9 protein-coding genes are annotated in these 10,805 nt (G+C 39.1%); 5 read left to right on the top strand and 4 right to left on the bottom strand.

The features are described from left to right. Positions 1–223: 223 nt before the first annotated feature. The 4 genes from C7H19_RS25510 to C7H19_RS04620 all read right to left on the bottom strand — a co-directional run bounded on the left by C7H19_RS25510 (position 224) and on the right by C7H19_RS04620 (position 6,043). Positions 224–364, bottom strand: a complete 141-nt coding sequence (locus tag C7H19_RS25510) for a hypothetical protein (protein WP_181280525.1) — start codon at positions 362–364, stop codon at positions 224–226. 89 nt (positions 365–453) lie between these two features. Next, the gene (locus C7H19_RS04630) at positions 454–2,187 is read right to left on the bottom strand and encodes a beta-barrel domain-containing protein (protein ID WP_106455712.1); all 1,734 of its coding nucleotides are present in this window, start codon (positions 2,185–2,187) and stop codon (positions 454–456) included. Between the two features lie 41 nt (positions 2,188–2,228). Continuing rightward, complete coding sequence (locus C7H19_RS04625) at positions 2,229–5,243, bottom strand: peptidase domain-containing ABC transporter (protein WP_106455711.1); 3,015 nt, start codon at positions 5,241–5,243, stop codon at positions 2,229–2,231. A 59-nt stretch (positions 5,244–5,302) separates the two neighbouring features. Continuing rightward, positions 5,303–6,043: a peptidylprolyl isomerase gene (locus tag C7H19_RS04620; RefSeq protein ID WP_106455710.1), complete on the bottom strand. Its 741-nt coding sequence runs from the start codon at positions 6,041–6,043 to the stop codon at positions 5,303–5,305. Positions 6,044–6,509: 466 nt separating this feature from the next. Here C7H19_RS04620 and C7H19_RS04615 point away from each other — a divergent pair, with 466 nt between their 5' ends. The 5 genes from C7H19_RS04615 to C7H19_RS04595 all read left to right on the top strand — a co-directional run bounded on the left by C7H19_RS04615 (position 6,510) and on the right by C7H19_RS04595 (position 10,805). Beyond that, on the top strand, positions 6,510–7,682 hold the full coding sequence (locus C7H19_RS04615) for an HhoA/HhoB/HtrA family serine endopeptidase (RefSeq protein WP_106455709.1): 1,173 nt from the start codon (positions 6,510–6,512) through the stop codon (positions 7,680–7,682). Positions 7,683–7,876: 194 nt separating this feature from the next. Beyond that, entirely contained in the window at positions 7,877–9,058 is a 1,182-nt protein-coding gene (locus tag C7H19_RS04610; RefSeq protein WP_106455708.1) for a glycosyltransferase, read from the top strand. Between the two features lie 118 nt (positions 9,059–9,176). Next, positions 9,177–9,830 (top strand): hypothetical protein, encoded by a 654-nt coding sequence (locus C7H19_RS04605; RefSeq protein WP_106455707.1) that lies wholly within the window; start codon positions 9,177–9,179, stop codon positions 9,828–9,830. 34 nt (positions 9,831–9,864) lie between these two features. After that, entirely contained in the window at positions 9,865–10,140 is a 276-nt protein-coding gene (locus C7H19_RS04600) for a hypothetical protein (RefSeq protein WP_106455706.1), read from the top strand. Positions 10,141–10,220: 80 nt separating this feature from the next. Beyond that, the gene (locus tag C7H19_RS04595; RefSeq protein ID WP_106455705.1) at positions 10,221–10,805 is read left to right on the top strand and encodes a ParA family protein; all 585 of its coding nucleotides are present in this window, start codon (positions 10,221–10,223) and stop codon (positions 10,803–10,805) included.

Below are 10,805 nucleotides of genomic sequence, written 5' to 3'. Positions count from 1 at the left end.
GGGTGTTGTCTCTTTCATCTTTATGCCTCAACCTAAAAATCAATCATAGCAATTATTATACAGTTTTTTGCTTAATACTTTTGTTTAAGTACCGATAAAGATAAATTTTAAAGAAAACAATATGAATAGTCTAAAAATAAAAAAAAGGCAAAAAAGTTAACATTTTACCTTAGAAACATTTTTTGATTGTTTTATTTAACCAACTTGATTTAACCAACTTGATTTAACCAACAACATAGGCGACGCGCAACGCCCAAATAATTAAGGCAGCAACGCCACCTAAAACGACAACGGCTGATATTGCTACAAGAGCGGGTTTATCAGCCCCGTCAAATTTCATGATGCCACGATTTAAGTCTGACATAATAGAATTGCTCAAGCTACTTAAAGTACTCTTACATTTATCTAAGTTACCAGTTTTTTTTCAAAAAGAGCATCAGAATTAAGATTGATCTAACGAATCTCCTTAAGCGTATCTACTTTCTTGCTAAATAATTCGGTAAACAGACTCAAGACTGTACGATTTTCATTAATTTTGATATTTGCACTAACAGACATCCCCGACTGTAGGGGGCCTGAATTTGCGTCTTTGAGTCTTAAAGATTGTTGATCTAAGCGAATTCTCGCAGGAAAACGATAATCTCGATGTATTTCATCTGGGGGTAGAGCATCGGTTCCTACCCAGATGACTTCTCCTTTGATGTCGCCATATTCGCTATAAGGAAATGAATCAATTCTAATGTCGGCTTTTTGTCCAATTCGCACAAATCCGATATCCGCATTAGTAATATCAACTTCTGCAATCAAATGATCTTTGGGAACAATTTTTAAGAGAGCTTCTGCTTGTCCAGTTTTTGGTACAAAGCCTGGTGCTGCTTGTAAGTCAAACACTGTACCATCAACGGGGGCGCGTAATTCTTGATATTTCAGGGTTTGTTCGGCTTGACTAATTTGGCTGTCTAATTCTGCTAATTTTTTATCATTTTCAAAGACAATTTTTGAGAGTTGACTATCAACTTCAGAAATTCTTTTTTGGTTTTCTGCCATGCGATCGCGCACATCTTTTTCGGTTTGAGCATTGGTATTATAATATTTTTCTTGAGCTTGGGAAATGGCATATTGTAAGCGTTTATTTTCCTCTTGATATTTAGCAATATCGGCCATTCTGTTTTGCATTTGTTGATTTTGCTTGTTGTATTCAATCAAACCATCGGCTTTTTGTTTAATAATTTCTCCTTGACGATCATTAACGGATTGTTTTTGTTTATTAATTTGATATCTTGCGATCGCTCCTTCTGCTCCTAATGGTTCAATATCTTTAAGAATATTTTTTTCAATTTCTAAACTACGTTGAGATTGTTCAATCGTCCGATCATTTCGGTCTTTAATTTCCGCTAAAACTTGACGATCTACGATTAATTGTGCTTTGGCATCTTCGAGTAAAACTTGATTTTGGGTCAGTTGTTTTTGAATTTGTCCAATATCTAATCTAGCGGCCGATGAGCGAGTTTTTGATTCATTGTTTGCCGCTTGTAATCTAGAGACTTGTTCAGGACGAAAAACCGCACCGGCTACCTTTTCACCTACTTGAACTTGATACAGTTGATTTTCTGCAACAATTTCCATGCGATTTTTAGCTAAAATAGCAACATCTTTAGGGAGTTTTAATTCTAGAAGCTTTGAAGAAAGTTCACTGGGTTGAATTTCGTCATTCATCAACGCTCGATAAAACTGATTTTCTTGTCTGACTTGGTTTTGTATTTTTCTAAATGATGCGAGTTCAGCTTTTGAGGCGGTTGAGTCTAATTTTAAGAGTACCGTGTCTTTGGTTACTGTGTCACCATCTTTAATTAAAACTTCTCTAACGACTCCACTAACAGGGACTTGAATTTCTTTAACTTTTCCTTGTGGTTTGAGTTCTCCTTTAGCGGGGATCACCTGTTCAATTTTCGCTAGTGCTGCCCATAGAATGCCAGCTACTGTAACACCGATAATGGTTAAAGTAACGCCTCGTGACCAAGTTGGAGATTGACGTAAAATGACGGATTTTTCTTGATCAGGAGCCGCCGAAAAAGTTGATAATGATTGTACTTTAGCTTCTTGAGTTTTGGTAATAATAGAGCCATTTTTAGTGGGATTAGAATTACCATTACCATTACCGTTTTGATGACCATTTAGATTACTCATTGTTGTAGTTTCTCTCTTTTCTTTACACAAAAATAAATGCTTTATAGTCTTGATTCTTGTTGATGGTAAAGGTAGTAATAACGACCTTTAAGCTTCATGAGTTCTTCGTGAGTGCCTTGTTCTACTACAGTACCCGAATCCATCATGACAATAACATCTGCTGTTTTAATGGTAGCGAGACGGTGGGTAATAAAGAAGACTGAGCGACCTTTAAATGCTGAATTCAGGTTGATACAGACTTGTTGTTCGGTCATGTAGTCTAAAGCGCTGGTGGCCTCATCTAAGACTAAAATTTCGGGTCTTTGCAGTACGGTTCTGGCGATCGCTATTCTTTGCCGTTGTCCTCCCGATAAAGATGCGCCTCTTTCCCCAACTCGTGTGTTATACCCATTGGATAGACTCATAATAAATTCGTGAGCTACCGCAACTTTGGCCGCCTCGATAATTTCTTCGCTGGTTGCATCAGGGTTAGTTAGAGCAATATTTTCTTGTATGGTTCCATCAAACAGTAAGGGTTCTTGAGGAACGACACCAACTTGACGACGCAGTGAATAGAGTTCGACTTTACCGATATCATAGCCATCGATCAGGATTCGTCCGCCTTCGGGTTCATAAAGACGAGATAATAATTTCGCTAAAGTACTTTTTCCTGCACCACTTTGTCCAACGAGTGCGACAAATGTACCCGCCGGAAAGTCTAGATTAACGTTATGTAGATTGAGTGGCCCATGAGGCTTAAAACGGAAGGAAATATTGTCATACTTCACCGCACCGCTAATCATTGGCATTGGTATATTTTGTCGATCGTTTTCGGCTTCTTGGGGTGTATCGACGATATCGGCCAAGCGTTCTAAAGAGAGTGCTGTTTCTTGGAAGTTTTGCCAGATTTGGGTTAAGCGTAAAATCGGTGATGTCACATAACCGGCAATAATGCGGAATGCAATTAATTGTCCTAATGTTAATTCCTGTTTTAGCACTAAATAGGCACCGACCCAAAGGACTAATAAACCCGAAACTTTATTAAAGAAGTTACTTAATGCCCCCGCCATTGTTGAAGTTAATACGGTGTTAAAACCTGTTGATACATATTTGGCGTAGCGTTCCTGCCATTGCCAACGCGATTGTAGTTCGATATTTTGGGCTTTAACGGTTTGAATTCCCGTCATTACTTCAACTAAATAAGATTGTGTTTCGGCGTTTCGTTCGGCTTTGGCTCGTAGTTGATGGCGAATGATGGGGGCAAAAATCGCTGTTAGGGCAATTAATACGGGAATGACTCCTAATGCCCATAAGGTCAGAATTGGGCTATAAATCACCATGACGACGACGTAGATCACGGAGAAAATAGCATCTAATACTACTGTCAGGGCTGTACCTGTCAAAAATTGCCGAATATTCTCTAATTCGTTAACCCTGGTCGATATTTCTCCTACAGGTCGTTTTTCAAAGTATCTCAGTGGTAAACGTAGAAGGTGATCGATGATTTCTGAGCCTAACGCCATGTCGATCCGGTTGGTGGTATCAACAAATAGGGAGGTTCTTAAAAAGGTCAGAATTCCTTCAAAAATTGCGACAACGAGGAGGAAAATACCCAGAACGTGTAGGGTATCAGGGCTATTTTTTGTAATCACCTGATCGATGATCACCTGAATCATTAAGGGGTTAGCGAGGGCAAATAGCTGTACGAAGAATGAGGCAATAAATACGATCGCCAATACACCTTTAAAACGATTAACCGAGGGGATAAACCAACTTAAACCGAAACGGCTTTGCGGGGTTTCTTTGGTGGGTTGTAAGAGTAAAACTTCTCCTTCATCTCCCCAAGTATCGATAAACTCTTCGGGTTTACGCTGCATTAACCCGGACTCAGGTACAGCGATGACTAATTTTTGTGAACTTATTTCATAAAGAATGGCGAGGCTATCTTGCCATTTAACTAAAGCGGGTGCATTGAGATAGGTTAGGGATGAACTTTTAATACTAATTAATTGGGTATTGAGTCCCATTAATTCCCCAATTGCGCCGCACAGAGGTAAGGAAAGACTGCCGTGTTTTTGGAGTTGATCGGCGATAATTCGGCGTAAAACATCTCGACGGAAGGGCATATTAAAATGTTGACACAACATTTGAAAGCAGGCCATTCCAGCATCAATGGGGGTTTTTCCAGCGACAAACGGATAGCTTGTTTTTCCTTTGTTGCTCGGTTGGGTTTTTGGAACGGGTTTGAGTAAATCTGGTGGGGCATCGGGGATCTCAGACTCTAATGAATCGCTTAGATTGATATCAATATAAGGATCGCCTGCTTCTGTTTGATCAATAACTGTCGGTTGGACGGTGAGTTGTTCACTCAGTTGTATTTCACTTAAGCCGATTAATCGTACTGGGTTAGAATCGGCTACAGAAAGGGTTTGTTGAGTATGGGTTATTTCTAAGGAGCGTCCTAGTGGAACATTTTCTAAGTTGCCACTACTAACAAACCATCGCTTTTGACGATTTTGTAGTGTTGGATGATCAGCTACTGTTGTGATTCCTGGAGGAAGATAATAAATTTGTGTGTCGTTTAGTAAATTTTGGGTAATTTGTTTGAGATTTCCTACGCCTAAAGCTTGTTCATTGAAATAAGTCCCTAGAATATCAAAAACTTCAATTTGTGAGATTTTTTGCTGATAATAAGCTTTGAAATTGGGATATTTGGCGATTAATGCGGCGAATTCTTCTTGTTTAAGCATCAGACACACTGTATCTGTAGATGCGATCACGGTTTCACAAGTTGTACCTCGGATCTGGTTAATCCAACCAAACACATCACCCGATCGCAATAATTCTAGCGTGACTGGCATTTGATTACGGGGATCATATCCCAGTAAGCGAGCTTGTCCTTCATACAAGATCACGACATGAGATGATTCTTGCCCGCGCATTGAAATAACTCGACCCATAGAAAACCGCCAAGGCTGCATTTTCTGACTTAAGTTAGTTAGTTCTTCCGAAGGCAGTTGGTCAAACGGTGCAATTTGTAAGAGAAAATCTCGGTAATTAACGGTGGTATAACTCATAGACTAAAGATTTAAAAGATTAAAAAATTGAGTTTATTTATAGGTTAGGGATATTTCTTTTATACATCTGAATCAACTGGAGTAAATCTAATTTTTTGTTTGATTTGCTCATTTAACCATGACCCAAAAAGGTCGTTTAGTAATCTTTGTTGGGTTGGTTGATCCAGTTGAGCAGAAATATACTTTTCTAGTCGTAGGATAATTAGCCATTCTCCAACTTGAGTGGGTGGCCAAAGTTGCCCGGGTTTACTCGTTGCCAACATTTGCGCGATTTTCGGATGAGGGACATTTAATTCGACTGGCCCAAGAAGTCCGCCAGTTTGGGCTTCTGCTCCTTTGGAATACTTTTTCGCTAGTTCAGCAAAAGTGTCTTCTTGTTCTTGCACTCGGAAATAAAGTTCTTGAGCGACTCCAGGATCTTTGGTTCTAATTAGAGAATAAACGACTCGATCCAGTTGACCTTTACACTGTAAAAAGTAAGCTTCTAGACGATTCGTAAAAGTGTCTTGTTTATATTTTTCGACTTTTATGTCTCGTAGACTTAGCTTTTCTAACTGTTCTTGGGTCATTCCTGTTTGTTGGAGCCAAGCTTCAATACGGGTTTCATCCGTCAATTGGTTTTGTTGATAAAATCGATTGCGAGCTTCTGTTTCTTCGTCGGGTGTGCAAATTACATCGGCGATCGCTTCATCAATAATCATCTCTTTCACCAGTTGCGGCAACATTCCATACTGTGCCAACAAAGGATATAGATCATTTTCAGTTATTTCTTTTTCTCCAACTTGGATTACAACTCCCATTTTTCCTCACTCCAGTTTGGGTGCAACCCTTGACATTTTTTCAAAATATGCTAATGACTTCATAAACCAAGTTTTAACTTGCTTGATTCATCAAGTTATCATTAGAATTTTATCGGGAATCCTCTCAAAATGAAGCAATGTCTTAGTGATTTTCTACATTTCTTGACATCGATTCATTTTTAATTTAATTTAGTGTTCTCTTTTTTTCCCCGATTAGCCTTAATTTGGCCAATTTTACCACTTTAGTAACATTTTTAAAGAAATATTACAAAAAATTGTTTAACGGCTAGTTCACTCTCATAATCAATTCAATCAAAAATGTGGCACAAAAATCTTAAAAAAAATCTTAAAAATTTCAAACGTTCAATTAATGAATGAAAAAAATCGAAAAGCAACTAACCGAATCTGCTAGGATAGATCTGTCAATCATCTTGGATTACCAGACGATTCAACAAGCGTTGAACCTATGAAGTCTACTCGATTTTTTCTGACTCGATTTTTGCGTCCAATAAGAATAAACCTTACGACTCTTCTGTTAGGGTTTTTGCTGTGCTTTAATAGCATTAATCTACAAAGTGCAAAAGCCCAAACATTGACAATTACCCCAAATGAAACTAAAAGTTTTGTGGCCGCCGCAGTTAATCGTACTGGACCTTCTGTAGTTCGTATTGACACGGAAACGGTCGTAACCCGTCGCTCTAATCCTTTATTTGAAGATCCTTTATTTAGAGATTTCTTTGGCGAACAATTTTACTCTCGTGTCCCTTTAGAACAACGAGTAAGCGGCCAAGGTTCGGGTTTTATTGTAGACGAGAGTGGTGTCATTTTAACTAATGCTCATGTCGTTAATAATGCAGATCAAGTAACGGTAACACTCAAAGACGGTCGTGTTTTTGATGGCGAAGTCAAAGGAACTGACGAAGTAACAGATTTAGCAGTCGTTAAAATCAATACCAAAGGTGCTAAACTACCCGTCGCACCTTTAGGAGATTCGTCGGATTTACAAGTAGGCGATTGGGCGATCGCTGTCGGCAATCCAGTCGGCTTAGATAATACGGTTACACTAGGTATCATCAGTACGATTGGGCGTTCGGCGGCTAAAGCGGGTATTCCAGATAAGCGTCTCGATTTTATTCAAACAGATGCAGCGATTAACCCCGGAAATTCGGGCGGACCTTTACTCAATGCTCAAGGTGAAGTAATCGGCATTAATACCGCCATTCGTGCTGATGCTTTAGGAATTGGTTTTGCGATTCCCATTAATAAAGCTAAAGAATTAGAGCCAACTCTAGCTAGTGGGGAACTTGTGCCACATCCTTACATCGGTGTACAAATGGTAAATCTCACACCAGGATTAGCTAGAGACAATAATCAAGATCTTAATTCTCCTTTTGAACTTCCCGAAGTTGAAGGGCTTCTAGTTGTTAAAGTCCTCCCTGGTACTCCAGCAGAACGATCGGGAATCCGTCGCACTGATATTATTACACAAGCTAATGGACAGCGCGTCACTGAGGGTGAAGAATTACAAGAAATTGTCGAAGCAACGGGAATTAATAAACCCATTCAACTAACGGTACAACGAGGCGAAAAAGTTATTAATCTCACTGTGATTACGGCTCAATTAGAAAGCAATACATAAAAAAAGTAAAAAGGTGGTTTTGGTGACTAAAATTCTACAATAAATCCAAGTTATGTTTAATCTGTAGGGGTTTGGTTGCCAAACCTTTTACAGTCATCAGTTACCAGTAATGAGTATGAAAGTTGTGTGATCTGTTTTACTGTTTACTGATTACTGTTTACTGAACCAAACCTCTACAGTATAAAAAGATCAAGATGTCTCTTTTAACTTTTTTTGAAATTATCTTATTAATTCTAACGATCGCCTCAATTGTCTTTTATTTATTTTGTGCTTTTGCTACCTATTATTTTTTTCGGATTCAACAACAAGCGAAAACGGATTTTAGTCCACCAATCAGTCTAATGATTCCCGTCTGTGGTCTAGATACAGGTGCTTGGGAAAATTGGTTATCTTTTGCACAGCAAGATTATCCAGAGTATGAAATCTTATTCGGCGTTAGAGATTTAGATGATCCCGCGATTCCAGTATTAAAGAAATTAAGTGAAACGTTTTCTGTTCAAGTCCGTCTCTATACGAATTTAACGCCTTTAGGAGCCAATCACAAAGATAGTATTTTAAATTATCTGTTAGCTGAAGCTAAACATGAATATCTTGTTTTTGCTGATAGTGATATCCGAGTTACATCAGATTATTTGCAAAAGATTATAGCTCCTTTGGCTGATGCAAAAGTGGGTTTAGTTACTTGTGCTTTTATTGGGAGAAAACCGCAGACTTTAGGGGCGGCGGTAGCATCATTTGGGCGTTGTTTTGATTTTATTCCTAGTGCTTTGATTGCCAAGATTTTAGATGGTGGTGTAAAGTTTGCTGTAGGAGCAACATTAGTCACTCGTAAAGAAAACTTAGCCAAAGCAGGAGGATTACAGTTTAATCGCATTGGTTCAGATTATAACTTAGCTAAACGCATCGTTAACGCGGGCGATCGCGTTGAGTTATCTCATTATATTTTGGAGTCGGATACGGGTGCTGAAACCTTACTAGATGTAATTACAAGAGAGATAAGATGGGCAAGAACAATTCGCTTTAATCGAGGTAGTCAATATTATGGAATGGTATTTTGTTTTGGGACTATTTACAGTTTGTTACTATTGTTGGTGACAGGATTTTCTCAATGGGCGATCATTATAACTTTACTAACTGGGTTGATTCGGTATGTTCAGGTTATCTTTGCGATCGTTTGTCTCAACGCACCTCAACTCTGGCCTTGGTTGTGGAGTCTCCCGCTTCGAGATTTCCTTTCTTTGATCATTTGGCTCTTGGGTGCATTTGGACAACAAGTCTTTTGGCGCGGCAGATATTTACAAATTAAAGAAGATGGCATTATTCAAGACCGATTAGATGGGTACACTAAGGAAGAAGCTCATCTTCATCAACCATAATGCACAAAATAAACATTTTGTCAACCTTTCCATTGACATAAATTAGGATTAATATCCTAACATCAATACTTAAAATTCCCTTTTCGAGTCCTTTTATTTTTTGTTTGATTAACCACCGATGAAAACAACATCTTTAATCGTCCCTGTTGGAATGCTAACGCTGTTTTTAAGCGGCTGTCCGTCCTCTCCCCCACCATCCGAACAAGCGGCCACACCAACGCCCTCGCCATCACCTCAAGCCAGCCCTAGTCCACCGCCAGCCTTTGAAGAAGCCCTTCAACCGAGGAAGGTTCCAACACCCCAAAAAGTCGCAGGATTAATACCCGCAACGAATCCCAATCAAATTCAAGGAACCGTACAACTAGGTAGAAGCGATCCGTTTGCGATGATTCCCATTGAGCCTATCGTCCAATTTCCCCCAGAAAAACCAGTAAAACGCGTTCCTAAAAAGATTTCAACACCCGTAGCGATGCGCCCAACGCGCCCTAACCTTCCTTCTTTACCGCCCGCCCTTCCCCAACCCAATGAGGCATTAGGTGTCGTTGTCTCAGGTGTGATGGATTTACCAACCAGTCCAGTTGCTATTGTTAAAGCTCCAGGCGAAAGCGTAGTACGTCGTGTTACTCCGGGTTCTACTTTATCTAATGGACAGGTTCGCGTCAAAGCGATTTATGCTGAAAATAGTAACCCGATGGTGGTTTTAGAACAATATGGGGTTGAAGTGATTAAAAGAGTCGGTGAAGGTGTCGTCGAGGCTCCGAAGGCGATATAATTTTTCCATGACAAAAGCAATGGAGTAACTGACTGTGTTATCACCTGCCGTTTCACAAGCTAAAGAACAGATTATCTATCCTGATTTACCATTAGCCATCTATCGGGAAATTGCAACTCATCTAATGCAAGTGAACGGCGTTCAAACTCTTTTAATTCCTCAAGATTCTAAAAGTTTTGATTATCAACAAAGTCAGATTAAGGCGTTAGTCATACAATATCATGGGAAGTTCAAACCCCAAATTGAAGCGATTTTAAACTTTTATGCGAGTCGCTATGGGGCGTATCAACGTCACGATTCAAATTCATGATTATTGTTCTTTGAAACTTATAGACAGGCTCACTCGTCTACTTTAATTATGGGTTTTATTCCCGTTAGGTTAGCTTTGCTATGATTATTTCAATAACTGCTCTAAAGGGAGGAGTCGGAAAAACAACGACCGCCGTCCATTTAGCCGCATTTTTACAAGAAAAAGCCCCGACTTTGTTGATTGATGCTGATAAAAATCGTTCGGCTTTACATTGGTCTAGAGAAGATACATTACCGTTTCATGTTGCTTCTCAAGCAGGCGCGACGGCGTTAATTAAAAAATATACTCATATTATTACTGATACTCAAGCCAGACCTGAGCTAGAAGAATTCAAAGATTTAGCCTATGGTAGTGATTTAGTGATTCTCCCCACGACACCAAATCATTTAGATTTAGATGTAACCATTAGAGCCGTTGAACTTTTAGAACCTTTAGACGTTAATTATAAAGTTTTATTAACTCAAGTGGATTCTCGTACTAAAACTGGACGCGATGCTAGAAAAGTTTTAGAAAATTTAAAGCTACCATTATTTAAAAGTGAAATTCCTCGTTTAATTGCTTTTGAACGTGCGTCAAGTAAAGGTGTGACGATTAAAGATTATCCTGATCCTCGTGCGGCTTTTGGTTGGTCAAGATATCGAGCCGTTGGTAAAGAACTACTGTAA

Source organism: Aphanothece hegewaldii CCALA 016, from assembly GCF_003007785.1.
Lineage (GTDB): Bacteria > Cyanobacteriota > Cyanobacteriia > Cyanobacteriales > Microcystaceae > Chroococcus > Chroococcus hegewaldii.
The sequence above is the reverse complement of the archived record's forward strand: the minus strand, read 5'-3'. Positions and strand labels throughout refer to the sequence as shown.

Bases quoted from the DNA above. Each gene is read 5' to 3' on its own strand.
- C7H19_RS25510 (WP_181280525.1), bottom strand. From the start codon at position 364: ATGTCAGACTTAAATCGTGGCATCATGAAATTTGACGGGGCTGATAAA.
- C7H19_RS04630 (WP_106455712.1), bottom strand. From the start codon at position 2,187: ATGAGTAATCTAAATGGTCATCAAAACGGTAATGGTAATGGTAATTCT.
- C7H19_RS04625 (WP_106455711.1), bottom strand. From the start codon at position 5,243: ATGAGTTATACCACCGTTAATTACCGAGATTTTCTCTTACAAATTGCA.
- C7H19_RS04620 (WP_106455710.1), bottom strand. From the start codon at position 6,043: ATGGGAGTTGTAATCCAAGTTGGAGAAAAAGAAATAACTGAAAATGAT.
- C7H19_RS04615 (WP_106455709.1), top strand. From the start codon at position 6,510: ATGAAGTCTACTCGATTTTTTCTGACTCGATTTTTGCGTCCAATAAGA.
- C7H19_RS04610 (WP_106455708.1), top strand. From the start codon at position 7,877: ATGTCTCTTTTAACTTTTTTTGAAATTATCTTATTAATTCTAACGATC.
- C7H19_RS04605 (WP_106455707.1), top strand. From the start codon at position 9,177: ATGAAAACAACATCTTTAATCGTCCCTGTTGGAATGCTAACGCTGTTT.
- C7H19_RS04595 (WP_106455705.1), top strand. From the start codon at position 10,221: ATGATTATTTCAATAACTGCTCTAAAGGGAGGAGTCGGAAAAACAACG.